Below are 23240 nucleotides of genomic sequence, written 5' to 3' on the forward strand. Positions count from 1 at the left end.
AGGCGGGCGGCCTGCCGGCCAAGCGCCTGACCAAGCTGACCATCGCGCCGACGATCTCGGCCGGTCCCGGCCTGTGGTCGCGTCCTGAACTGCGCGCTTTCGTGACCTATGGCAAATGGAACGATGCGGCCACCGCCTCGGTCAACGCGTCGAACAACTCCGGTCCCGTGTACAACAACAATACCAGCGGCACGTCGTACGGTTTCCAGGTGGAAACCTGGTTCTAAACACCGACCCGAACCTGCTGCGCGGCGCGCTGTGCGGCCTGCGATGCTCACCGGCTCGGCGCCCCGCGTTCTAGCAAGGCTGCGCTTGCCGGACGCACATGAGTGCCGCGCGCGACGGTTTTGTTCAGTGTTGATGTTTGTAAATGCAGATCAACCTGGCGCATCCTTCGCGGATGCGTTTTTGGCGCCGTCCCGTGATATAAATGCAATGTAGTCATGTCATGGATCGCGGCGCCGTCTTTACACCAAGATGATGCCCGTTTGCAAGCGGGTCTGAGCACAAGAGCGCCGGCACAGGCGCACTATTACCTTTTTCGGCCCCGTATGCCGAAGCCCCCTAAAAGCTTGATCAAAAAAGGAATGTGGAGATGAAACTGAAATTCAAGATTACCCAACTGGCCGCATTGACCACCCTGGCGTTTGCCGGCAGCGCGTTTGCGACCGACGTGGAAGTGTTGCACTACTGGACCTCCGGCGGCGAAGCGAAGTCCGTGGGCCAGTTGCAGCAAATCGTGAAGGAAAGCGGCTTCGGCTGGAAAGACTTCGCCGTGGCCGGCGGCGCTGGCGAAAACGCCGCGACCGCGCTGAAGACCCGCGTCATTTCCGGCAATCCGCCAACGGCCGCCCAGATCAAGGGCCCGTCGATCCAGGAATGGGGCGCCGAAGGCGTGCTGGCCAATATCGATGATGCCGCCATTCCAGGAAAATGGGATGCCGTGCTGCCGAAAGTCGTCGCCGACATCATGAAGTACAAGGGCCACTACGTCGCCGCCCCCGTCAACGTCCACCGCGTCAACTGGATGTGGGTCAACCCTGAAGTGCTGAAAAAAGCCGGCGTGGCCACCACCCCGACCACCTGGGATGCGTTCTTCGACGCGGCCGAGAAGATCAAGAAATCGGGCGGCATCGCCATCGCCCACGGCGGCCAGCCTTGGCAGGACGCCACCGTGTTTGAATCGGTCGCGCTGGGCGTGGGCGGCACGGAATTCTACAAGAAGGCCATCCTCAAGCTGGACCAGAAGGAATTGACCGGTCCGACCATGCTCAAGGTGTTCGACACCCTGGGCAAGGTGAAGACCTACATCGACAAGGATGCGGCCGGCCGCGACTGGAACCTGGCCACCGCCATGGTCATCAACAACAAGGCCGGCTTCCAGTTCATGGGCGACTGGGCCAAGGGCGAGTTCACCGCCGCCGGCAAGGTGCCGGGCAAGGACTACCTGTGCGTGGCCGCGCCGGGCACGGACAAGGCCTACACCTTCAACATCGATTCGTTTGCCATGTTCACGCAAAAGGATGCGAATGCGAAGAAAGGGCAGATCGCCCTGGCCAACGCCATCATGAATCCGAAGTTCCAGTCGATCTTCAACCTGAACAAGGGTTCCATCCCCGTGCGTTCCGGCGTATCGAAGGACAAGTTCGACGCTTGCGCCCTGAAATCGATGGAAGACATGGACGCCACCAACAAGAACGGCGGCCTGGTGCCATCGTTTGCGCACGGCATGGCGCTGCCATCGGCCACGCAAGGCGCCGTGACCGACGTCATCGCCAAGTTCATGAATACCAACATGAGCTCGAAAGACGCGGTTGCCGCCCTGGCCAAAGCGGCAAAAGTGAAGTAATCACGACAGCGCCGGCACTCCCGCCGGCGCGTTCTGCATCGCATGCATCGCAGGCGCGCGCCCTGGCTGTCGCCCAGGGGCGCGCCACACGCAGTTTTACTTCTACGGCTGTCCTATGTCCATACGCAAGCAATTCGACCGATGGATACCGCAGATGGTGCTGGGCCCCACGCTCATCGCCAGCCTGGTATTCGTCTATGGTTTTATCTTTTTGACCGGTTGGCTGTCGCTGACCGAATCGCGGCTGATGCCGAACTACGAGTTCGCCGGCCTGGTGCAATACGTCGAGCTGTTCGACAACGAGCGCTGGTGGACCTCGCTCAAGAACCTCGGCATCTTCGGCGTCCTGTTCATCGCTTGCAGCATCGCCATCGGCCTGTTCCTGGCCATCCTGCTGGACCAGAAAATCCGCGCCGAAGGCGCGCTGCGCGCCATCTACCTGTATCCGATGGCGCTGTCCTTCATCGTCACCGGCACGGCCTGGAAATGGATGCTCAACCCCAGTCTGGGCCTGGAAAAAGTCATGCACGACTGGGGCTGGACCTCGTTCACCTTCGACTGGCTGGTGAACTCCGACATGGCCATCTACACGGTGGTGATCGCCGGCGTCTGGCAGTCGTCCGGCTTCGTCATGGCCCTGTTCCTGGCCGGCCTGCGCGGCATCGATGATGAAATCATCAAGGCGGCGCAAGTCGATGGCGCGTCCCTGCCGACGATCTACTGGCGCATCGTGATTCCCGCCATGCGTCCCGTGTTCTTCAGCGTGCTGCTGATCCTGGCGCACATCGCCATCAAGAGCTTCGACCTGGTCATCGCATTGACGGCTGGCGGACCTGGCAACTCGTCGTCCGTGCCGGCCATCTTCATGTACCAGTTTTCCTTCACCCGCGGCCAGCTGGGCCTGGGCTCGGCATCGGCAATGATGATGCTGGCCACCATCGTGGCCGTGCTCGTGCCGCTGATGTACCTGGAAACGCGCAGCGCAAAGGCGATGAGATGACACACACTCCTACACGTAACAACAAACTCACCCTGGGGCGGGTGGTGCTGTACCTGCTGCTGATCCTGTTCGCGGTGTACTACATCGTGCCCCTGTACGTGACCTTGTCGACGTCGTTCAAGTCGCTCGACGAGATTCGCAGCGGCAACCTGCTGGCACTGCCGCACGTGTGGCAGTTCGATTCCTGGGCCAAGGCCTGGTCCTCGGCCTGCACGGGCGTCACCTGCGACGGCATGCAGCCGTTCTTCTGGAACTCGATCAAGATGGTGATTCCCGCCGTGCTGATCTCGACCTTCCTGGGCGCCTTCAACGGCTATGTGTTCGCGCACTGGCGCTTCCGCGGCTCGGAAATCCTGTTCGCCGCCTTGCTGGTGGGCTGTTTCATCCCGTTCCAGGTGGTGATCCTGCCGATGGCGCGTTTGCTGGGCGAATTCGGCCTGGCCAACACCACCACGGGCCTGGTCTTCGTCCACGTGGTGTACGGCACGGCGTTCACGACCTTGTTCTTCCGCAACTACTATATCGGCGTGCCGGAAGAGCTGATCAAGGCGGCGCGCATCGACGGCGCCGGCTTTTTCCTGATCTTCCGCAAGATCGTGCTGCCGATTTCGGGTCCGATTTTCGTCGTCTGCATCATCTGGCAGTTCACGCAGATCTGGAACGACTTCCTGTTCGGGATTGTGTTTGCCAGCGGCGATTCGCAGCCGATCACGGTGGGCTTGAACAACCTGGTCAACACGTCCACGGGCGTGAAGGAATACAACGTCAACATGGCCGCCGCGGTGATTGCCGCGCTGCCGACCCTGCTGGTCTACCTGGTCGCAGGCCGTTATTTTGTGCGCGGCCTGACCGCAGGCGCAGTCAAAGGTTAAGGAAAGAATATGTCCAGTTTATCGATACGCAGCATCCGCAAGGTGTACACGAATGGCGTCGAAGTCCTCAAGGGCATCGACATCGAAATCAAGGATGGCCAGTTCCTGATCCTCGTCGGCGGCTCCGGCTCCGGCAAATCGACCTTGCTCAACATGGTGGCCGGCCTGGAAAGCGTCACCTCGGGCGAAATCCTCATCGACGGCAAGGTCGTCAACGACCTGCCGCCGAAGGACCGCGACATCGCCATGGTGTTCCAGTCGTATGCGCTGTACCCGTCGATGACGGTACGCGAAAACATCGCGTTTGGCCTGAACGTGAAAAAAGTGCCGAAGGCGGAGCAGGAAGAAATCGTCGCCCGCGTGGCCGAAACGCTGCAGATCACGCACTTGCTGGAGCGCCGCCCGGCGCAGCTGTCGGGCGGCCAGCGCCAGCGCGTGGCCATGGGCCGCGCCATCTCGCGCAAGCCCTCGCTGTTCCTGTTCGACGAACCGCTGTCGAACCTGGACGCCAAGCTGCGCGTGGAAATGCGCGCCGAGATCAAGCTGCTGCACCAGCGCCTGAAGGCGACCATCGTCTACGTCACGCATGACCAGATCGAGGCGATGACGATGGGCGATCTGATCGCCGTCATGAAGGATGGGGTGGTGCAGCAACTGGGCACGCCACAGGAAATCTACGACAATCCGGCCAACCTGTTCGTGGCCGGCTTCATTGGCTCGCCATCGATGAACTTCATCACCGTCAAGCCTGTCATCGAGAGCAACGAGGTGTTTGTCGCCATCGAGAACGCGGGCAAGAGCCTGCGCCTGGCCCTGCCGTTCGCGGCCGACAAGCTGCGCAGCTATGCGGGCCGCGACGTGATCCTGGGCGTGCGTCCCGAGCAGATCACGGACATGAGCAGCGCGCACGGCGACGTGGGCCAGGAACTGGGCTGTTTGATCGACCTGGTCGAGCCAACCGGCCCCGACACCTTGCTGACGACGCGCCTGAACGGCGCCGCCGTCACTTGCCGCACGCACCCGCGCGAAGCCGTGCTGCCGGGGCAGACCATGCAGTTGTCGTTCAACCTGTCGAAGGCGGCCCTGTTCGACCCGGCCAACGGCGAACGCATCGCGTAAGCGCTGCTGCCCCAGAGAAAGCGGCCCGCTTGTCCAGTGACAGGCGGGCCGTTGTCGTTTGCGCCGCGCTTAGTGCGCCAGCGATTTTCTGTACGCGATGGCGTAGCTCAGCTTGCCTTTGTCCTGCGTCAATTCTTCCAGCGTTGCGCGGTCGACCTTGTCCAGCGCGCCCAGCTCCGCCGCGCGCTTGCCGCCGCTGACGATGTCGCCGGGCCGCAGCGCCGCCATTGCCTGCGCCGCTTGCAAGATGGCGTTGGCGTACGCCGCGCGGTCCAGCAGGTCGGTGTGCGCCAGGTCCGGCGCCGGCTTGCCGCGCAGCCAGTCGGCCCAGTAAAACTCGAGAAATTCCGTGGCGTGCCCGGGCGGCTCATAGCCCACGTCGCGCGTGAAGTAGACGAGCGAGCGGTAGGGGTCGTCGCCCAGGAATTTGAGGCCGATGGCGGACGGCAGCTGCTGCGGCGTGATGGCCTGGTTGCGGCCGTTCTTCAGCCACACCTTGTTTTGCGCGCGCATGCGGGTCCAGAAGGCCGCCTCGTCCAGGGCGCTGAAATTGTCGCTGACCTTGACCCAGACTTTCAGCTGCGCGTTGCGCCCGCCGTCGGCATCGCGGAAGGTGGAAAACGTGTGATGGCCGTCCGTCAGGTACACGGTGCCGCGCGGGCCGATGACGACGGTCTTCATGTCGTCGGGACGGCTGCCGACGGCCGCCTTGCAGCGGTAGCCGGCCGGTGGCGCGCTCAGGGTGGCGCCGGCCACGCTGGCCGTGCCGGACAGGACGTCGCCCTGGCCATTGGCTTCGCACAGGTCGGCGAATTTCTTCGGTTTGGCGATGTCGGCGATGTGCTTTTCTTCGGCCGCATAGCGCCCCAGCTTGTAGTACACCTGGTCGTAGCCGATGGCCGGCTGGGTGGGATGCAGTTCATCGAGGCTCACCTGCAGGATGCGCGGCTGGGCGGCGCTGCCTACCACGGTGGCCATCAGCGCCTGCTGGCGCGCGCTGAGGGCGGGCGCGACGGCGGCATCCCGCGCCCAGGCCATGCTGGCAAAAGACAGGGCCAGCGCGGCGGCGACCCGTGGAAATGCGGCGTGCATGCGACCTCCGAAATGAGCGGTATGGCATGCAGCATAGCGCGGCACGCGATTTTGCACAGTCCCGCAGGCGCATGCACTGCGCTATATCAAGGCAGTTTCTTAAAACCACGTCTCCACTTGCAGGCCGAACGAGGTGCCGCTGGTGCCGTTGCCGTACACGGGACCGGACTCGTTGGCCTTGTTGACGGCGGCCGTGGCGGCGTCGTTCCATTTGCCGTAGGTGACGAAGGCGCGCAGCTCCGGGCGCGACCAGTAGCCCTTGCCCGCCGTCAGGGTGGGCGCGAAGGTCAGCTTGGTCAGGCGCTGCGCGGCGCCGCCCGTGGGCGAGGTCACGCGGTCCGTGCCCAGCTCGAACTGCAGCTTGAAGTTGTCGTTGACGGCATACACGGGGCGCACGCCCAGGCTGGTCCAGGTCGAGCTGCCGCCCGAGACGTCGGACTTGTCGCGCTGTACGATGGCCACCATTTCCGCGCTCCACTCGGGCGTCGGCTGTATCCACAGCGAATTGAAGATGCGCAAGCGAGTCACGTCGCTGCCGTTGCGGATCGAGCCCGTGGTGCCCATGCGGTCGCAGCACTGGCCGCCGGCGCCCGTGCCAGGCCCCACGCCGTACTGGATGCCGAAGGTATTGGCGCCGCCCCATACTTTATCCTGCTTGTGCAGCACGGTGGCCTGCCAGCCGCTGTGCGAGGTGCTGTCCTTCTTGTCGGGCGTGATGAGGGTGGTCAGCACTTCCAGCGTGCCGTCCTGGTTGACGGGGATGCCCTGGTAGACGAGGTTTTGCCGGATGGCCGAGTTGCCGGGCTTGTCGTTATCCTTGAAGAAACCATAGCTGATGCGGCCCGGTCCCAGCTTGTACTGGTCGATGCCGCCGCCCGTGCCGTTCATATTGATATATTGCAAGTCGAGCATGTGGATGTCGGGACGCATGTAGTAGCGCTTGCCGATCCAGGCCGTGCCGCCGTTGAGCGTGGGTATGTTTTTCGCTTCCACGTACATCTTCGACATGCTCAGGTCCGAATCGCTGACGGCGGAGCTGGGCGTGTAGGCGGCCACCATGACGTGGCCGACGAAGCTGACGCCATTGGGCGACTTGGCCATTTCCTTCTGGTATTCGAATTCGCCATACGTGTCGCATTCGTTGCCGAGCCGGTAGCGCATGGTGTTGCCGCCCAGGCCGTAGCAGCTTTGCGGACCGCGGCTGTCCGTGCTCGAGCCGAGGCCGGCGCGGAAGTAGCCGTGGTATTCGCCTTCGGCATCGCTGGCGTGGGCGGCGCCGCCGGCGAGCAGCACGGTGCAGGCCAGGGCCAGCGAAGTCTTGATCGGGTGTTGCATACAATCTCCTTGTCGTTATTGAAATGCGTGCTTGGGCACGTCGTGCCGGATCGCTGCCGATCCAGTCGGGGCGGCCGCCTGGGCGGGAAGGCTCAGGCGGCCAGATTCTGTTTCGATGAAATCAGGTTGCCGGGCTGGCGCCGCGTGCGCGCCACGCCCTGCGCGTCGAACAGGTGGAAGGCGCTGCTGGCGGCCGAGACCGTGAACGGCTGGCCCAGCGGCACGCGGTTGTTGCCGTCGCCGCGTATCACCAGTTCCTGGCCGTTGTCCAGGGTCAGGTAGATGAAATTGGCCTCGCCCAGGTGTTCCACCAGGCTGACGACGCCCTGGAAGCGGGCGCTGCCGCCGCCGTTCTCCAGGATGTGTTCGGCCCGCAGGCCCGCCGTGACGGCATCGCCCGCCCGCAGGCCCGCCGGATCGACGAGGGCCGTGATTTCCTGGCCGCTGGCCAGGGCCACGCGCACGCCATCTTCCTCGGCGGCAATGACTTTTCCCTCGAAAAAATTCATCATGGGCGCGCCGATGAAGCCCGCCACGAAGCGGTTGGCCGGCTGCTGGTACAGTTCCAGCGGCGTGCCCGCCTGCTGGATATGCCCGCCATGCATGACGACGATCTTGTCGCCCAGGGTCATTGCCTCGACCTGGTCGTGCGTCACATACACGATGGTGGCGTTCAGCTGGCGGTGCAGCTTGGCAATTTCCAGCCGCGTCTGCACGCGCAGGGCAGCGTCGAGGTTCGACAGCGGCTCGTCGAACAGAAACAGCTGCGGTTCGCGCACGATGGCGCGGCCGATGGCCACCCTCTGGCGCTGGCCGCCCGACAGTTCGCGCGGCAGGCGTTCGAGCAGGTGGTCGATCTTCAGGATGGCGGCCGCGTGGCGCACGCGCCGGGCGATGTCGTCCTTGCCGGCGCCGGCGATCTTCAGGCCGAAGGCCATGTTGCGGAACACGCTCATGTGCGGATACAGCGCATAGCTCTGGAAGACCATGGCGATGCCCCGTTCGGCTGGCGCCAGGTCGTTGACGACCTTGCCGCTGATCGACAGCGTGCCGTGCGAAATGCTTTCCAGGCCGCACAGCATGCGCAGCAAGGTCGATTTGCCGCAGCCGGAAGGGCCGACCAGCACGACGAATTCGCCGTCGCGGATGTCGAGGTCGATGCCGGCCAGCACGTTGTTGTGGCCGTCGTAGGATTTGCTCAGTTGTTGCAGGCTTACATGTGCCATGGTGCACCTATTATTTGACCGCGCCGGACGTCAGGCCGCGGATCAGTTGACGAGAGAAAATGACGTACATGACGAGCACGGGAATGACGGCCAGCGACAGCGCCGCCAGCACGGAGTTCCAGTCCGTCACGTATTGCCCGATGAATTGCTGCACGCCCAGGGTGACGGTCTTGGTGCGGTCCGACGGCGCCAGGATCAGCGGGAACCACAGGTCGTTCCAGGCGGGAATCATGGTGAACACGGCCACCGTGGCGATGGCGGGACGGATCAGGGGCAGGATCACCTGGAAGAAGATGGCGAATTCGCCCACGCCGTCGCAGCGCGCCGCATCCTTCAGTTCGCGCGGCACCTGGCGCACGAATTCGGACAGGATCATCACGGCCAGCGGCAAGCCCTGCGCCGTGTACACGAGCACCAGCGCCGTCAGGGTGTTGATCAGGTCCAGGCGCACCACCAGTTCCAGGATGGACACCGTGCCCAGGCGGATGGGAATCATGATGCCCAGCGCCAGGTACAGGGTCAGCAGGCGGTTGCCCGTGAACGTGTATTCGGACAGTGCCCAGGCCGCCATGGCGCCGAACAGCACGATCAGCAGCAGCGACAGCAGGGTGACGAACAGGCTGTTGCCGAAATACAGCAGGAAGTCCGAATTGGCCAGCACCTTGTGAAAGCCCACGAGGGAAAAGGTGGCGGGCGTGGGCAGGGCCAGCGGATTGTCGAAGATGGCGGCCCGCGTCTTGACCGAGTTGATCAGGATCAAGACGATGGGGAACAGGGCGATGATGGTGTAGCCGGCCAGGATCACGTGCACGGCGGCGCGGCCCAGGGGGCGGGTGGAAACGTTGCGCATGGCGGCCCTTACAGTTCGTAGCGTGTCAGCTTGCGCTGCACGAAAAAGAAATACACGCCCACGCCCACGAGGATGACGAGGAACATCATGGTGGCCACGGCCGCGCCCATGGTGGGGCTGCCCAGCTGGGCCTGGTAACCGAAGAAGGTGCGGTAAAAGAAGGTGCCGAGGATGTCGGTGGCGTAGTTCGGCCCCGCCAGCGCGCCTTTCACGGAGTACACGAGGTCGAAGGCATTGAAGTTGGCGACAAAGGTCAGGATGGTCACCAGTCCCAGGGTGGGCCAGATCAGCGGCAGCTTGATTTGCCAGAAGATGCGCATGGCGCTGGCCCCTTCCGCGTGGGCCGCCTCGATGATTTCCTCGGGCACGGCCAGCAGGGCCGCATAGATCAGCATCATGGGGATGCCGATGTATTGCCAAACAGAAATGAGCGCGATGGTCAGCAGGGCCGTCGACTCCTGGCCCAGCCATGGCGCGAAATAGCTGCCGATGCCCACGCCATCCATCAGCGACTGGCCCACGCCCCACAGCGGCGACAGGATCAGCTGCCAGATGAAGCCGATGATCACCACGGACAATAGGGTGGGCAGGAAGATCAGGGTGCGATAGCTGCGCTCGCCCTTCAAACCCTTGAGGCTGAAGAGGGTGGCCAGCAGCAGGCCGATGGGATTCTGCAGCAGCATATGGATGAGGAAAAACTTGCAGTTGTTCCACATTGCATTCCAGAAACTTTGCGACCATTGCGGGTCGAACAGGATGGTGGCGTAGTTGGCCAGGCCGGCAAAATGGTGGCGGCCGCCCTCATCGCTCGTGTACAGGCCCAGGCGCAGGGTGTCGGCCAGGGGCAGGGCGCTGAACAGCGAGTAGATGATCAGCGCCGGGGCCAGGAACACGGCCACGTGCCACGGGAAAGCTTTCTTCACGGCGAAACTCCAGACGAATAAAAACACCGGCGGCGGGGCCGCCGGCAAAACCGCGCCACCGGGCCGCTGCATCGCACTGCTCAGGCCGGTTGCGGGGGGAGGATGGGGGGATTACTGCTGCGGCTTGTACCACTTGGCAAAGCCGGCCTGGATCTGGCGCGCCGCGTCTTTCGGCGCCAGCTTGCCGTTGAGGACCTGGGCGTTGACGTTCCACAGCTCGTTTTCCATGCTCGGTTCGCCCCGGTTGAGGATTTGCGCGTTCAGGCGAATGGTCGAGGCGCAGCTGGCGCGCCAGCCGTTCATCTGCTTGGCCAGCGGATCCTTGATGGAAATCAAATGGTTCGACAGCGAGAAGAAGCCCGTCACCTTGTTGGTGTAGATGTCGGCGAATTCCTGGGAACCGAGCCAGGCCAGGAATTTGTAGGCGTCTTCCTTGTTCTTCGACTTCTTGTTGACGCTCATGCCGATGTCCGTGTGGTCGGAGATATAGCACTTGTCGCCGGCCTTGCGCACGGGCGGGTTGAAGGCGCCCAGTTCCAGTTCCGGATCCTGCTTGAAATAGGCGATGTCCCAGGAGCCGGACGGATAGATGGCGGCCTTGCCCAGCGCGAACTGGTTCTGGCTGTCGCCATAGGTTTGTGCGCTGGCGCCCTTGGACAGATAGCTGCCCAGCCGGGCTTCATATTCCCAGGCGGCAACAAATTGCGGATCGGTAAACTTGGCCTTGCCGGCGATCAGTGCCTTGCGGCCATCCTCGCCCTTCCAGTAATTGGCGCCGATGCTGGTAAACACCACCTGGTTCGCTTCCCACTGGTCGGCCGTGCCCAGCGCCAGCGGCGCATACTTGCCGCTCCGCTTGACCGTCTCCAGCACCTTGAAGAATTCCTCTTCCGTGGCGGGCGGCTGCAGTTTCAATTCGCGGAAGATTTTCTTGTTGTACAGGAAACCATGCATGACGGAAGCGATCGGCATGCAGAAGGTGTCCTTGCCATCGTCCGTCTGCCACGCCACCTTGGCCGAGGCGGGAAAATTGTCCATGCCGGCCTTGCCGTCGAGCTTTTCCAGCTGGCCCCGCTTGTACAGGGCCAGCGAGACGTCGAACGGGCGGCAGGCCAGCAAGTCGCCGGCCGTGCCGCCGCTCAGGCGCGCGTTCAGCGTGGAATCGTATTCGGTGGGGGCGGTGGGCGAAAACTTGATCTCGATGCCCGGATGCTTTTTCTGGAAAGCGGGGATGAGCACCGTTTCCCACAGGGTCTTGTCGTCCACGCGCCAGCTTTCGATGGTGAGCGTGCCCGCTTGCGCCGTGCCGCTGGCCAGCAGCAGGGCCAGCAATGTGTTGCGCGCGGCCACGCCGCCTTGTGCATGCAATCGCATGATGTCTCCTTGTTGGTGTTGGTCTTGTTTGGCTGCCTGTTACGCTGCAGTTGGCGGACAGTAGCATCGGGGGAAATGTGACGCCAGCTCCCGGCATTGCGCTGACGATCGTTTCTTATCTTGTTGATTTCAAAGGATAATATTGAAATGCGCAGGTGCGCTTGCTTACCTTTCCTTACCGTCGGCCGCTGCCGTGGCGCGCCGCGCGGGGCGTCGGGCGGGCGGGACGGCCCGGGCGTCGTGCAAGATGGCGCAACAAAAGCTCACGTTTCTTTACAAATCAGGGGACTAAATTACCAACCCGCTGTTTTGTAGTTGGGCTATAGTTTGTCGCGACAAGAACAAGGGGACAGTATTGAAGACGCCACCGCGCAGCACCGCCGACCGCCATGCCGGGGCCGCCCGCCGTCGCGGCGTGGCCGCGCTGGCGCTGCTATCGCTGATGTGGACCGGCGCGGCCGTGCCGGCCGAGCCGCTGCAGGTGCTGCACTGGTGGACCTCGACCGGCGAGCGCCGCGCGGCCGACGTGCTGGTGGCGCGCCTGGCGCAGGAAGGCGTCGAGTGGCGCGACGCGGGCATCGCGGGCGGCGCCGGCGTCGGCGCTGGCAAGGTGCTGAAGAGCCGCGTACTGGCCGGCAATTCGCCGGAAGTCATGCAGCTGATCGGCTACACCCTGGGCGAGTGGAGCGACCTGGGCCTGCTGCTGCAGCTCGACAGCGTCGCCGCCAGCAATAACTGGCGCGCAGCCATGTATCCCGCCGTGTGGGGCCTGCTGCAGAATCGCGGCCATACGATGGGCGTGCCGGCCGGCATCCACCGCATCAATACGCTGTTTTACAACCGCAAGATTTTCCAGCGCCTGGGCCTGGCCGTGCCGCGCAGCTGGAGCGACTTCGAGCGCGTGGCCGGTCAACTGCGCCAGGCCGGCGTCACGCCGCTGGCGCAAAGCAGCGAAGCGTGGCAGGTGGCCACGCTGTTCGAGACGCTGGTGCTGGCCGAATCGGGACCCGCCTACTACCGCGCCCTGTTTGTCGAGAAGAAGGCCGAGGCGTATGCCGACCCCCGCCTGCGGCACGCCTTGCAGCGTTTGAGGTCGCTCAAGCAATGGATGGCGGCGCCGCTGCGCGAACAGAGCTGGCCCGAGATGGCGCGCCAGGTGGGCGATGGCGAGGCGGCCATGTACATCATGGGCGACTGGGCGAAGGGCGAGCTGAACGCCTGGGGCCGCGCCACGGACGAGGTGTTCGGCTGCGTCGCCGCGCCCGACACGGGCGAGTACCACCTGTACAGCATCGATACCCTGGCCATGTTCGCGTCCGACTACACGCACCAGGGCGCGCAGGAAAAGCTGGCGCAGGTGGTCGCTTCGCCGTCCGTGCAGCTCGAGTACAGCCAGGTGAAGGGCTCGATTCCCGCCCTGCGCCAGGCCGACCTGTCGCGCCTGGACAGCTGTGCGCGCGCGTCGGCGCAGGCGTTCGCGCGCGGCGCGGCCTTCCAGGCGCCCAGCCTGGTGCACCGCATGGCCACCGATGAAACCAGCAAGGATGCCATCATCGCCGAGGTGCACCGCTATTTCCTCAATGACAAGATCAGCGCGGCCGACGCCCAGCGCCGCATCGCCAGCATGTTGCAGGCGTTGAATAAAAAAGGACGAGACCATGTCGCGCAAAATCCTGGTCGTTGACGACGATCAAAAGACCCGCATGTTGTTGAAGGCCTACCTGGAAAAGAACCAGTACGAGGTGGGCCTGGCGCACGATGGCGCCGCCTTTCTGGCCGAATTCCACCGCCATGTCGACAGCCTGTCGCTGGTGATCCTCGACGTGATGCTGCCCGACACGGACGGCTTTGCCCTGTGCAAGGTGGTGCGCGCCCGCTCGAACGTGCCCATCATCATGCTGACGGCCAGTTCCGACGAGACGGACAGGGTGGTGGGGCTGGAGCTGGGCGCCGACGACTACATCGCCAAGCCCTACAGCCCGCGTGAATTGCTGGCGCGCATCAAGGCCATCCACCGCCGCACGGGCATCGACGCGGCGGCGCCGCCACGCTACTACCGCTTCGTGGGCTTTACGCTCGATACGCTGGAGCGCACGGTCACGGACGCGGACGGCGAGGCGCTGCAGCTGACGGGCCTCGATTTCCAGCTGCTGCGCTATTTTGTCGAGCATCCGGGCGACATCCTCGACCGCAGCGTGCTGTGCGAACAGACGCGGGGGCGCGACGCGGGGCCGCTCGACCGTTCGCTCGACGTGCAGGTGAGCCGGCTGCGCCTGCGCCTGAAGGACGATGGCAAGCAGCCCATGCTGATCAAGACGGTGCGCGGCGCCGGCTATGTGTTTTCGGCCGACGTGAGCAGTGCGCATGTCTGAGCGCGCGCAACGGCTGCCGGGGCGTTTGCTGCCGCAATCGCTGCTGGGGCGCCTGTCCGTCGTGATGGTGGCCGGCGTGCTGGCCACGCAGCTGGCGGGCAACCTGATCTGGGCCGCGCAGCTGCGCCGCGACTCGGCCGTCGAAGCGCGCATGGCCTCGCAGCACCTGGCCCGCAGCGCCAGCAGCACCATCCGCTTTTTTCTCAGCCTGCCCGCCAATTACCGGCCCATCCTGATCCAGCAATTCCGCGAGATGGGCGGCACGCGCTTCTTTGTCAACGTCAACCAGGGGCCGCTGGCCATCCGCGAAATCGCGCCCCACGCGCTGGCCGATACGGTCGTGGCGACCGTGGGCGCGGCGCTGAAGGATGATTTGCCGCAACTGGCCGGCTACCGCGTGGGCTTCGCCTGGCCGGCCGACCTGGTGGTGGCCGACAGCGGCGCGCGCATCGGCGACTTGCCGGAAAACTGGGTCCAGCATATCCTGCTGCTCAAGCCGAATCCGGCCCCCGTGCTGGTGATCCAGGCCGAGCTGGAGCCGGGCAACTGGCTGTACCTGGCGGCGCTGATGCCGAATCCGTATTTCTTGCAAAGCAGCAACCCGTGGACCCTGGACCGGGTGCTGCTGCAGGCGCTGTCGCTGGCGGCCGTGCTGCTGCTGTCCATCCTCGTCGTGCGCTGGACCACGCGGCCGCTGGCGGCCCTGTCGGACGCGGCCGAGGCGTTTGGCCGCGGCGAGACGCCGCCGCCCCTGCCGCAGACGGGCAGCCGCGAGTTCGTGCAGACGGCGCGCGCGTTTGGCGCCATGCGCGAGCGCATCCAGCGCTACCTGGAAGACCGCGAACGCCTGTTCGTGTCGATTTCGCACGACTTGCGCACGCCCATCACGCGCTTGAAATTGCGCACGGAACTGCTCGACGACGATGTGCAGCGCAATGAATTCCACGATGACCTCGACGAGCTGGACATGATGGTCAAGGGGGCGCTGCAATGCGTGAAGGATAGCGATATCCATGAAAACGCCACCGAGGTGCGGCTCGACGCCTTGCTGCAGCGCATGGTGCGCGGCACCCAGCTGGCCGGCCACGACGTGCATTACGTGGAGACGGGCCTGAGCGTGAAGGCCAAGCCGCTGGCGCTCAAGCGCGCCATCGGTAATTTACTGGACAATGCCTTGTTTTACGGCAAGACTGCCCATCTGTCCGCCTGCCGCGAAGGCGAGCACATCGTCATCCGCATCCGCGACGACGGCCCCGGCGTGGCCGAAGAGGCGTTCGCCAGCCTGTTCCAGCCGTATGTGCGCCTGGAGCATGGCCGCGAGCAGAATGCGCACGGCATGGGACTGGGGCTCGGCATCGCGCGCAGCATCGTGCAGGCCCACGGCGGCGAGCTGAGCCTGGCCAACCACCGCGACGGCGGCCTGGAAGCGACCATCCGCCTGCCGGCGCAGTAAGGCGCCGGCGGCAGCGTCAGGCCAGCAGCGCGCTGGGCACGCGCGGCGACGACATCAGCTCGCGGAACGCGGCCCAGTGTGCTTCGCGCGTGGCGCCCTGGCGCTCCACATACGCTTTCGCCATGTCCTGGCCCAGGTTGTAATTGATGACGTACGCGCCCATGGCGTCGTAGAACTGCAGGCGCTGCGCCGATTTCTCGGCCGGATACAGGCGCACGTTGACCAGCCATTCCAGCGCTTCTTCGCGGTTCAGGCTGCCTTCCAGGTACTGGCGCGCGATGTCATTGTCGGCGTAGCTCAGTTTGGCCAGCAAGGCATTGAGTTGCGCATAGCGGGGCGCCAGCTCTGGCTCGAGGCCGGCCAGCGGATACAGCACTTGCTGTTCGAAGTCCAGCCGCTCCGCCTCCGTAAAACTCAGTTCGATGCCGTAATTGGCCGTGCCTTCGGCGATCAAGGATTGCGGCGAGTACAGCGGGTAGACGCAGTATTCCATCCAGCCCTTGCCGCGCACCAGGTCGCGCTCGAGCAGCACGTTGTAGACGTGGTGGCCCGGATACGCTTCGTGGCAGCCGAGGTCGACGGCGCGATCGATATACACGGGCAAGTCCGTATTGATCTGGATCACGCTCTGGTAGTTACCCTTGTACCAGTTGTAGCCGCTCCAGGGTTTATCTGTGACAAATTCCAGCACGAAATCTTCGCCTTCGGGCAGGGCGATGTACTGCAAGGTGCGCTCGCGGCCCGCGCGGATGGCCGCATCCATGACGGCGCGCAGCTTGTCGGCTGGAATGACGAACTGCGCGCGGAAAGCGTTAACCCGGTCGCTCACCGTGCCGTCGCCAGGCAGCAGGGCGTCGATCTGCGCCACCAGTTCTGCGTAATATGCGCGGCTGTGGTGGGGCGAGACGGCGTCGTACAGGCGCGCGCTTTGCGTATCGAAATCGAGGCGTGCGCCTTGCAGCATGTCCGCCTTGGCCAGCACGGCCTGCAACTGCTTGCGCAGGTTGAGGGCGCGCAGGCAAGGTTCGTCGGCCAGCAGGGCCAGCGCCTTGTCTGTCGCGGCTTTGATGTCGCTCAAACTTAAATGCTGTTCTACCGCTTCCTGTTGCCATGCGGGCGGGCCGTAATACGCGTCCACGTACGAGGCATCGTGCTGGCCCATGGCCAGGACCAGCTTGACGTAGCGTTCGGCCACGTCGGCGAGGGAGGGGGAGTGGCTGTCGTCGTTCGTCATGGTGGCCTTGGTTTTCGCGGTTGGGCAGGCGCTTATTGTATAGCGCAATGGCATGCGCGTGAGGCGTGTACGCGTCACATCATTTCTTTACAGTAATTGGGAAAATACATCTTGATATAGTTCAGTGAACCCGACATTCAAGGCCTGCTTGAGCGGGTTTGGTAGCAAGATGGCGTGGTCCTCCTTTTACGTATCAGCGTGCTTTCCCCCTTGATTTTTCTTCGTTTATGGACGAATATGATGGTCGAGATCCGCCATTACCTGACGTCATCGGGCAGGGATTTGTATACGGAATGGCTGAAGCGCCAGCGCGACAACACGGCCAGGGTGGCCATCGTGCGCCGCGTGCTGCGTATGATTGCCGGCAATTTTGGCGACCATAAATTTTGCCATGATGGCGTGTGGGAATTGCGCATCGACGCGGGGCCTGGTTACCGCGTGTATTACGCCATCGCCGGCGAACAGATCATTTTATTGCTGTGCGGCGGAGACAAGCGCACGCAGCCGAAAGATATCGAATACGCCTGTGCCTGCTGGCACGACTGGAAGGAGATAGGACATGAAAGAGGAACTAAGCAAACCACCGAGAGACCGCTCGCATGACGAGGCGATGGCCGAACTGTACCGCGACGATCCCGATCTGGCCCTCGAATTGATCAACCATATCCTCGTCGATGGCGATCACGGCGAACTGCTGGCCGTGCTGCGCCAGCTGACGCGCGCCTTTGGCGGCGTGCCGGCCGTGGCGCAGGCGGCCAAGCTCAATCCCACCCAGCTGTACCGCACCCTGTCGCCCGAGGGCAATCCCTCGCTCGCCACCTTGACGGCCATCCTCGATGCCATGGGCTTGCGCCTGGCCGTGGAACCCAGGCAGCCCGAACGTCCATTTCCCGCGCCGGCCGCCTGAGTCCACGGCGTGGGCTTAAAACTCCACGGGCCGCGCCTCGCGCATCGCCTGCGTCATGGCCAGGCCGATGCGCGTCGCTTCCGTCGCGTCGTGCAGGGTCAATGACAAGGTGCGCCGGCCCAGCGCCGCATCCGTGAATTCCTGCGCCTCGATCAAAAAGGCGTCGGCGAAGCGGGCATAGAAGTCCGGCGTGCATTCGTTGCGCACGCCGTGCGCATCGGAAATTTCCACCCTGTTCAGGCGCGGATTGCTGCCCACGGCCAGGCGGCCGCCCGTGCCGAACACTTCCGTCAGGGTTTCATGGCCATGCGCCATGGTGCGCGACGCCATGAAGCTGGCCATGCTGCCGTCGCTGAACTCGACCGTCGCCAGGCCGTTGTCGACGTCGCCGAACGCCTGCAAGCCCGTGTGGATGGCGTTGGTGCCGCTCGCATACACGCGTCTGGGCACGGGATTGCCCAGCAGCCAGCGCGCCAGGTCGATATCGTGCACGCTGCAATCGAGGAAGATGCCGCCGCTGGTGGGGGCAAAGCGCATGAAGGCGCCGCTGGGGTCGTTCTGGTCGCAGGTTTGCGAACGCACCAGATACGGCTTGCCGATCAGCCCTAGTGCGATCTTTTGCTGCGCGTCATGGTAGCTGGCGTCGAAACGCCGCACGAAGCCGATCATGACGGTCAGCTGCGGGTGGCGCGCCGCTTCGGCTTCCACCTTCAGGCAATCGGCCAGATCCAGCGACAGCGGTTTTTCGCAAAATACGTGCTTGCCGGCGCGCAAGGCGGCGATGATCTGGTCCGCATGCAGCGAGGTGGGCGTGACGAGAAAGACGGCGTCCAGGCCCGGATGGGCCAGCAGGGCGTCGTAGTCGGCATAGCCGGTGGTGATGCCGAGCTGGCTGGCGGCCCAGTCCAGTTCGGCGGGCACGGGGCTGCAGGCTGCCACGACTTCGGCGTTCGGCACGCGCTGCGCCAGGTTGATGGCGTGGCGCTGGCCCAGCCGGCCCAGGCCGACGATGCCGACTTTTAATGTTGGGGATGACATGGTGTCTCCAGATAGCTTTATTATTGGTTTATACAGTGACCACGCGCTGTTCGCGCCACGACAGGGTGGCCGCCTCGGCCAGTTCCAGGGCCTTCAAGCCATCGTGGACGGTGGTGCGCAGCGGCGTGCCGTGGCTGAGGGCGTCGAAGAAATGCGCCATTTCCTGCGCGTAAGCATGGCGATAACGTTCCAGGAAAAAATCTTCCGGCTTGTCCACGCTGACGTTCACGGCACCATAGGCTGTCACTTCCGTCGGCTTGTGATTGCCTGCTTGCAGCATGCCGGCGCTGCCCAGCACTTCGAAGCGCTGGTCGTAGCCGTAGGCGGCGCGGCGCGAGGCATTGATCTGGCACAAACGTCCCTTGGCCGTGCGGATGGTGACGACGGCCGTATCGAGGTCGCCCGCCGCGCCGATGGCCGGGTCGACGAGGCAGCTGCCCGTGGCGTGCACGCTGACGGCTTCATCGTCGAGTATCCAGCGGAAGATGTCGAAGTCGTGGATCAGCATATCCTTGAAGATGCCGCCCGAGACCTTGATGTAGCTCACGGGCGGCGGGCCTGGATCGCGGCTGGTAACCACCAGCAATTCCGGCGTGCCGATCTCGCCCGCTTCGATGCGTGTCTTGACGGCATTGAAGGTGGGATCGTAGCGGCGCTGGAAGCCCAGCATGCACAGCACCTTGGCTTCCTTGACGGCGGCGGCGCAGGCGCGCGCCCGGTCCAGCGTCAAATCGACGGGTTTTTCGCAAAAGATGGCCTTGCCGGCGGCGGCCGAGCGCAGGATCAGGTCCGCGTGTGTGTCCGTGCTCGAGGCGATGACGACGGCCTTGACGGCCGGGTCGGCCAGCGCCGCTTCCACCGTGGCGCTGCTGCCGCCATGCAGGCCGGCCAAGGCGGCCGCCGCTTCCTGGTTGACGTCGACCACGTACTTGAACTGCACGCCGGGCTGGGCAGCCAGGTTGGCCGCGTGGATTTTGCCGATGCGTCCGGCGCCGAATAACGCTACTTCAATCATCATGTTCTCCTGGGGTGTGGATTTCTTCGATGTCGAGCTCTAGTTTGTATGCCAGCGCGATGAACAGCGCCTGGCACAGGCAGATGGTGCTCGTCAGCGAGCGGAAGGCGAAGGCGCTGCCCTCGGTGACGGTGAGCAGCGCGTCGGCCGCCCGCGCGAGCGGGGCCAGCTTGCTGTCGGTAATCACCAGGACCTTGGCGCCCTTGTCCTGCGCCGCCTTGATGCACTGCTGGGTTTCCTTGCCGTAAGGCGAGAAACTGATGGCGATCGCCACATCGCGTTCGCGCACGCTGCGCATCTGTTCGCGGTGCATGCCGCCCAGTCCGCTAATCAGGTGTACGCGCTTGTCCGTGTGTTCCAGCGCGTAGGCGATGTAGGAGGCGATCGGGAACGAGCGGCGCACGCCGATCACATAGATATTTTCAGCTTTCAGCAGCAGGTTGACGGCCGCTTCCAGCTGGGCGTCGTCGAGGCCGGCCGCCAGGTCGTCGAGGCCGGCGCGGCTGGCGCCGACGAATTCGCGCGTCAGGTCGCCCGCGCTCAGGGCCGCGTCGCGCGTGGAAATGAGCTTGCGGATGCGCTGCTGGTAGTCGGGCGTGGCGCCGGCCTGGTCCGTGTAAGCCTGGCGGAATACATCCTGCATTTCAGAAAAGCCCGTGTAGCCGAAGCGCTGCGCGAAACGCACGATGGCCGACGGCTGCACGTCGCAGGCGGCGGCGATGTCGCTGATGCGTTCGAGCATCAGGCTGGCGCGATGCTTTTCAATGTATTGGGCGATGACTTTCAACTGGCGCGACAGGTTGTCGTACTCGGCGGCAATGTGCTGCATCAGCTGTTCGATGGGGGCGGTGGCTGCCATGTGTTTTCCTTGGTGTACTTGCTGGGCCGCGCTGGCGTATCAATTCCATGCGGCTGGTTCTGGCGAGAATTATAGGAGGGAATCCTAAAAATAGAAACGAATTTCTATTTATATTTATTTTGAAAATTTTATTGCATTTGTCTTTTTTGTGGCCTAAGCTGTGCGCAGTGCATCGGGTCTTGCCGGTTGTCCGGTTCCCCGCTGACACGCTTCAAAAGCTGGCAACTATAAAAATCAATCCTTCAAGGAGACATTCATGCAAAGCAATAAGCGTAAGGGATTTCTGAAGAGCCTGGCCATGCTGGGACTCGGCCTGGGACTGGGTCTGGGCATGAGCGCCAGCCACGCGGCGGGCGAGAAATTCGTGCTGATCAGCCATGCGCCCGATTCCGATTCCTGGTGGAATACGATCAAAAATTCCGTCAAGCAAGCAGGTGAAGACTTCAATGTCACCGTCGACTACCGCAACCCGCCGAATGGCGACCTGGCCGACATGGCGCGCCTGGTCGAGCAATCGGCGGCCCGCAACTATGACGGCGTGATCGTCAGCATCGCCGACTTCAGCGTGCTGCAAAAACCGCTGGGCCTCGTTGCCGCCAAGAAGATTCCGTTTGTCACGATCAACTCCGGCACCCTGGCGCAAAGCGAGCAGCTGGGCGCCGTGATGCACGTGGGCCAGCCTGAATACGAGGCAGGCAAGGGCGCCGGCGAAAAAGCCAAGGCGGCCGGCATCAAGTCCTTCGTCTGCGTCAACCATTACGCGACGAACCCGTCGTCGTTCGAGCGTTGCCGCGGCTTTGCCGAGGCCATCGGCGTCGATTTCAAGGCCGCCACCCTGGATGCGGGCGAAGATCCGACCACCATCGAAAGCAAGCTGAGCGCCTACCTGCGCAACAACCCGAAAACCCAGGCCGTGCTGGCGCTGGGCCCCACCTCGGCCCACGCTTCGCTCAAGGCGCTGGAAAAGATGGGTTTGAAGGGCAAGATGTGGTTCGCCACGTTCGACCTGTCCGATGAAATCTCGAAAGGCATCAAGGATGGCAGCATCCAGTTCGCCATCGACCAGCAGCCCTACCTGCAAGGCTACATCCCCGTTGCCGTACTGGCCATCATGAAGCAGGACAAGACCACGGACCTGGCCAAGGTGCGCGAAAAGCTGGTCAATAACGCCAAGTTCAAGGCGCGCCTGGCCGAATACGGCCTGGCGCCATCGTATGGCCCGCGCCATATCGGTTCCGGTCCGGGTTATGTCACCAAGGACAATATCGGCAAGGTGGAGAAATACGCCGGCCAGTTCCGTTAAGCACCCGCTTTTCAATTCAATCAATACCTTACAACGTCTAACAAAACCGTAGCGAGCGGATGGGAGTTGTGGTTGAGAAGCGGAACTGGACGAATGTACAGTGAGCATCGGAGACCGCAAATCGCGACGCGCAGTAGATTTTGACAGGTGTTCTTAGTTGTTGTCCCCGCGCGCAGGCCTAGCTTGCCGGCGCGCGGGTCCTGCCGCCCTGGAATTGTTGTCGAGGCTGGCAGGTTGCTATAAATCAAGGGAGACATAGCATGAGTACCGTGAAATTCAGCGTGGAACAGGGCGGCATGGCCGCCTCGGGCACGCCGCCGCAAAAGCAGGGCTTTGATGAGCGCGTGGGACAGGTCAGCTGGCTCAAGCGGCTGTTCAGCCGCCCGGAATTCGCCTCGATCTCGGGCGCCATCCTGGTGTTCGCCTTCTTCATCCTGACGGCCGGCGACTCTGGCATGTTCAACCTGGACGGCGTGATCAACTGGGCGCAGGTGGCCGCCTACCTGGGCATCATCGCCATCGGCGCCTGCGTCTTGATGATCGCCGGCGAATTCGACCTGTCGATCGGCTCCATGATCGGCTTTGCCGGCATGATGATCGCCATTCCTTCCGTCTATTTCCACTGGCCCGTGTGGGCCGCCATCCTGTTCGCCTTTGCCGGTTCGATGGCGCTGGGCTGGCTCAACGGCTACCTCGTCATCAAGACGCGCTTGCCTTCGTTCATCGTCACCCTGGCCTTTTTGTTCATCCTGCGCGGCCTGACCCTGGCCCTGTCCATCATGTTCGCCAACCGCACCATCGTCAGCGGCATCGGCGCGCTGGCCGCCGACGACTGGCTGGCCACGACCCTGTTCCATGGCGAAGTGGGCACCTCGCTGTTCGCCTGGATGGCCAAGGCGGGCTGGATCACGGCGCTCGACAATGGCGCGCCGCTGGTCAAGGGCATACCCAAGGTCATCGTCTGGTGGGCCGGCCTGGCGCTCGTGTCCGGCTTCGTCCTGGCCCGCACCCGCATCGGCAACTGGATCTTCGCCGTCGGCGGCGACGCCAACGCGGCCAAGAACGTGGGCGTACCCGTGAAAACCATCAAGGTATCGCTGTTCGTCTTCACCGCCTTCTGCGCCTGCCTGTTTGCTACATTGCAAGTATTTGACGTGGGATCGGCCGCCGCCGACCGCGGCATGCAGAAGGAGTTCGAAGCCATCATCGCGGCCGTCATCGGCGGCGCCCTGCTGACGGGCGGCTACGGTTCCGTCGTCGGCGCCTGCTTCGGCGCGCTGATCTTCGGCGTGGTGCAGATCGGCATTACTTATACGAATATCAATTCCGACTGGTTCCGCGTCTTCCTCGGCGTCATGCTGCTGATCGCGGTACTGTTCAACAACTTTGTCCGTGCCCGTGTCACGGAAGCGAGATAAG

22 protein-coding genes are annotated in these 23240 nt (G+C 63.5%); 12 read left to right on the forward strand and 10 right to left on the reverse strand.

Annotation, left to right across the window (positions count from 1 at the left end):
• The 5 genes from CBW50_RS20535 to CBW50_RS20555 all read left to right on the forward strand — a co-directional run.
• The coding region (locus tag CBW50_RS20535; RefSeq protein WP_139842584.1) for a carbohydrate porin at window positions 1–227 on the forward strand (227 nt) is incomplete at its 5' end.
• A gap of 368 nt (window positions 228–595) precedes the next feature.
• A complete protein-coding gene (locus tag CBW50_RS20540; RefSeq protein WP_086143001.1) occupies window positions 596–1849 on the forward strand; it encodes an ABC transporter substrate-binding protein in 1254 nt (417 codons plus the stop codon).
• 115 nt (window positions 1850–1964) lie between these two features.
• A complete protein-coding gene (locus tag CBW50_RS20545; protein ID WP_076573023.1) occupies window positions 1965–2849 on the forward strand; it encodes a carbohydrate ABC transporter permease in 885 nt (294 codons plus the stop codon).
• Complete coding sequence (locus CBW50_RS20550) at window positions 2846–3721, forward strand: carbohydrate ABC transporter permease (protein ID WP_086147271.1); 876 nt, start codon at window positions 2846–2848, stop codon at window positions 3719–3721. Before CBW50_RS20545 ends, CBW50_RS20550 begins: the two co-directional genes overlap by 4 nt.
• A 9-nt stretch (window positions 3722–3730) precedes the next feature.
• Window positions 3731–4840: an ABC transporter ATP-binding protein gene (locus CBW50_RS20555; protein WP_086147272.1), complete on the forward strand. Its 1110-nt coding sequence runs from the start codon at window positions 3731–3733 to the stop codon at window positions 4838–4840.
• Between the two features lie 69 nt (window positions 4841–4909).
• Here the strand turns inward: CBW50_RS20555 and CBW50_RS20560 are convergent, their stop codons facing one another.
• The 6 genes from CBW50_RS20560 to CBW50_RS20585 all read right to left on the reverse strand — a co-directional run bounded on the left by CBW50_RS20560 (window position 4910) and on the right by CBW50_RS20585 (window position 11640).
• Window positions 4910–5932: a ParB/Srx family N-terminal domain-containing protein gene (locus tag CBW50_RS20560; RefSeq protein WP_216356385.1), complete on the reverse strand. Its 1023-nt coding sequence runs from the start codon at window positions 5930–5932 to the stop codon at window positions 4910–4912.
• A 99-nt stretch (window positions 5933–6031) separates the two neighbouring features.
• Window positions 6032–7267, reverse strand: coding sequence for a carbohydrate porin (locus CBW50_RS20565; protein ID WP_086147273.1), 1236 nt, complete (start codon window positions 7265–7267; stop codon window positions 6032–6034).
• A 92-nt stretch (window positions 7268–7359) separates the two neighbouring features.
• On the reverse strand, window positions 7360–8493 hold the full coding sequence (locus CBW50_RS20570) for an ABC transporter ATP-binding protein (protein ID WP_086147274.1): 1134 nt from the start codon (window positions 8491–8493) through the stop codon (window positions 7360–7362).
• Between the two features lie 10 nt (window positions 8494–8503).
• On the reverse strand, window positions 8504–9343 hold the full coding sequence (locus CBW50_RS20575; protein WP_086147275.1) for a carbohydrate ABC transporter permease: 840 nt from the start codon (window positions 9341–9343) through the stop codon (window positions 8504–8506).
• A gap of 8 nt (window positions 9344–9351) precedes the next feature.
• Window positions 9352–10266 (reverse strand): carbohydrate ABC transporter permease, encoded by a 915-nt coding sequence (locus CBW50_RS20580; RefSeq protein ID WP_086147298.1) that lies wholly within the window; start codon window positions 10264–10266, stop codon window positions 9352–9354.
• A 111-nt stretch (window positions 10267–10377) separates the two neighbouring features.
• On the reverse strand, window positions 10378–11640 hold the full coding sequence (locus CBW50_RS20585) for an ABC transporter substrate-binding protein (protein ID WP_086147276.1): 1263 nt from the start codon (window positions 11638–11640) through the stop codon (window positions 10378–10380).
• Window positions 11641–11995: 355 nt separating this feature from the next.
• Here CBW50_RS20585 and CBW50_RS20590 point away from each other — a divergent pair, with 355 nt between their 5' ends.
• The 3 genes from CBW50_RS20590 to CBW50_RS20600 are packed head-to-tail and all read left to right on the forward strand — an operon-like array spanning window position 11996 to window position 15465.
• On the forward strand, window positions 11996–13324 hold the full coding sequence (locus tag CBW50_RS20590) for an ABC transporter substrate-binding protein (protein WP_226935562.1): 1329 nt from the start codon (window positions 11996–11998) through the stop codon (window positions 13322–13324).
• Window positions 13299–14012: a response regulator gene (locus CBW50_RS20595; RefSeq protein WP_086147277.1), complete on the forward strand. Its 714-nt coding sequence runs from the start codon at window positions 13299–13301 to the stop codon at window positions 14010–14012. The genes CBW50_RS20590 and CBW50_RS20595 overlap by 26 nt, the downstream gene beginning before the upstream one ends.
• Window positions 14005–15465, forward strand: coding sequence for an ATP-binding protein (locus tag CBW50_RS20600; protein ID WP_086147278.1), 1461 nt, complete (start codon window positions 14005–14007; stop codon window positions 15463–15465). Before CBW50_RS20595 ends, CBW50_RS20600 begins: the two co-directional genes overlap by 8 nt.
• 16 nt (window positions 15466–15481) lie before the next feature.
• Here the strand turns inward: CBW50_RS20600 and CBW50_RS20605 are convergent, their stop codons facing one another.
• Window positions 15482–16699, reverse strand: a complete 1218-nt coding sequence (locus CBW50_RS20605) for a hypothetical protein (protein WP_086147279.1) — start codon at window positions 16697–16699, stop codon at window positions 15482–15484.
• A 240-nt stretch (window positions 16700–16939) separates the two neighbouring features.
• On the opposite strand from CBW50_RS20605, the gene CBW50_RS20610 reads away from it, so the two are divergent.
• On the forward strand, window positions 16940–17302 hold the full coding sequence (locus tag CBW50_RS20610; protein ID WP_086147300.1) for a type II toxin-antitoxin system RelE/ParE family toxin: 363 nt from the start codon (window positions 16940–16942) through the stop codon (window positions 17300–17302).
• Window positions 17259–17606, forward strand: a complete 348-nt coding sequence (locus tag CBW50_RS20615) for a DNA-binding protein (RefSeq protein WP_086147280.1) — start codon at window positions 17259–17261, stop codon at window positions 17604–17606. Before CBW50_RS20610 ends, CBW50_RS20615 begins: the two co-directional genes overlap by 44 nt.
• A gap of 15 nt (window positions 17607–17621) precedes the next feature.
• Here the strand turns inward: CBW50_RS20615 and CBW50_RS20620 are convergent, their stop codons facing one another.
• From CBW50_RS20620 to CBW50_RS20630, 3 genes are read right to left on the reverse strand one after another with little or no spacing between them, the layout of a single operon-like run.
• Entirely contained in the window at window positions 17622–18644 is a 1023-nt protein-coding gene (locus CBW50_RS20620; protein ID WP_086147281.1) for a Gfo/Idh/MocA family oxidoreductase, read from the reverse strand.
• Window positions 18645–18672: 28 nt separating this feature from the next.
• Window positions 18673–19659, reverse strand: a complete 987-nt coding sequence (gene iolG / locus CBW50_RS20625) for an inositol 2-dehydrogenase (protein ID WP_086147282.1) — start codon at window positions 19657–19659, stop codon at window positions 18673–18675.
• Window positions 19652–20518, reverse strand: coding sequence for a MurR/RpiR family transcriptional regulator (locus CBW50_RS20630; RefSeq protein ID WP_034757651.1), 867 nt, complete (start codon window positions 20516–20518; stop codon window positions 19652–19654). Before CBW50_RS20630 ends, iolG begins: the two co-directional genes overlap by 8 nt.
• Before the next feature lie 298 nt (window positions 20519–20816).
• Here CBW50_RS20630 and CBW50_RS20635 point away from each other — a divergent pair, with 298 nt between their 5' ends.
• Together CBW50_RS20635 and CBW50_RS20640 are read left to right on the forward strand one after the other, a co-directional pair.
• Entirely contained in the window at window positions 20817–21821 is a 1005-nt protein-coding gene (locus CBW50_RS20635) for a sugar ABC transporter substrate-binding protein (protein ID WP_086147301.1), read from the forward strand.
• A gap of 296 nt (window positions 21822–22117) precedes the next feature.
• Complete coding sequence (locus CBW50_RS20640; RefSeq protein WP_086147302.1) at window positions 22118–23239, forward strand: ABC transporter permease; 1122 nt, start codon at window positions 22118–22120, stop codon at window positions 23237–23239.
• Window position 23240: the final 1 nt, after the last annotated feature.

Source organism: Janthinobacterium sp. GW458P (genome assembly GCF_002127585.1).
Taxonomy (GTDB): Bacteria; Pseudomonadota; Gammaproteobacteria; order Burkholderiales; family Burkholderiaceae_D; genus Janthinobacterium.

What these genes read in the sequence shown, in the direction of transcription:
- CBW50_RS20540 (WP_086143001.1), top strand. Translation starts at nt 596, where the DNA reads ATGAAACTGAAATTCAAGATTACCCAACTGGCCGCATTGACCACCCTG.
- CBW50_RS20545 (WP_076573023.1), top strand. Translation starts at nt 1,965, where the DNA reads ATGTCCATACGCAAGCAATTCGACCGATGGATACCGCAGATGGTGCTG.
- CBW50_RS20550 (WP_086147271.1), top strand. Translation starts at nt 2,846, where the DNA reads ATGACACACACTCCTACACGTAACAACAAACTCACCCTGGGGCGGGTG.
- CBW50_RS20555 (WP_086147272.1), top strand. Translation starts at nt 3,731, where the DNA reads ATGTCCAGTTTATCGATACGCAGCATCCGCAAGGTGTACACGAATGGC.
- CBW50_RS20560 (WP_216356385.1), bottom strand. Translation starts at nt 5,932, where the DNA reads ATGCACGCCGCATTTCCACGGGTCGCCGCCGCGCTGGCCCTGTCTTTT.
- CBW50_RS20565 (WP_086147273.1), bottom strand. Translation starts at nt 7,267, where the DNA reads ATGCAACACCCGATCAAGACTTCGCTGGCCCTGGCCTGCACCGTGCTG.
- CBW50_RS20570 (WP_086147274.1), bottom strand. Translation starts at nt 8,493, where the DNA reads ATGGCACATGTAAGCCTGCAACAACTGAGCAAATCCTACGACGGCCAC.
- CBW50_RS20575 (WP_086147275.1), bottom strand. Translation starts at nt 9,343, where the DNA reads ATGCGCAACGTTTCCACCCGCCCCCTGGGCCGCGCCGCCGTGCACGTG.
- CBW50_RS20585 (WP_086147276.1), bottom strand. Translation starts at nt 11,640, where the DNA reads ATGCGATTGCATGCACAAGGCGGCGTGGCCGCGCGCAACACATTGCTG.
- CBW50_RS20595 (WP_086147277.1), top strand. Translation starts at nt 13,299, where the DNA reads ATGTCGCGCAAAATCCTGGTCGTTGACGACGATCAAAAGACCCGCATG.
- CBW50_RS20600 (WP_086147278.1), top strand. Translation starts at nt 14,005, where the DNA reads ATGTCTGAGCGCGCGCAACGGCTGCCGGGGCGTTTGCTGCCGCAATCG.
- CBW50_RS20605 (WP_086147279.1), bottom strand. Translation starts at nt 16,699, where the DNA reads ATGACGAACGACGACAGCCACTCCCCCTCCCTCGCCGACGTGGCCGAA.
- CBW50_RS20610 (WP_086147300.1), top strand. Translation starts at nt 16,940, where the DNA reads ATGGTCGAGATCCGCCATTACCTGACGTCATCGGGCAGGGATTTGTAT.
- CBW50_RS20615 (WP_086147280.1), top strand. Translation starts at nt 17,259, where the DNA reads ATGAAAGAGGAACTAAGCAAACCACCGAGAGACCGCTCGCATGACGAG.
- CBW50_RS20620 (WP_086147281.1), bottom strand. Translation starts at nt 18,644, where the DNA reads ATGTCATCCCCAACATTAAAAGTCGGCATCGTCGGCCTGGGCCGGCTG.
- iolG (WP_086147282.1), bottom strand. Translation starts at nt 19,659, where the DNA reads ATGATTGAAGTAGCGTTATTCGGCGCCGGACGCATCGGCAAAATCCAC.
- CBW50_RS20630 (WP_034757651.1), bottom strand. Translation starts at nt 20,518, where the DNA reads ATGGCAGCCACCGCCCCCATCGAACAGCTGATGCAGCACATTGCCGCC.
- CBW50_RS20635 (WP_086147301.1), top strand. Translation starts at nt 20,817, where the DNA reads ATGCTGGGACTCGGCCTGGGACTGGGTCTGGGCATGAGCGCCAGCCAC.
- CBW50_RS20640 (WP_086147302.1), top strand. Translation starts at nt 22,118, where the DNA reads ATGGCCGCCTCGGGCACGCCGCCGCAAAAGCAGGGCTTTGATGAGCGC.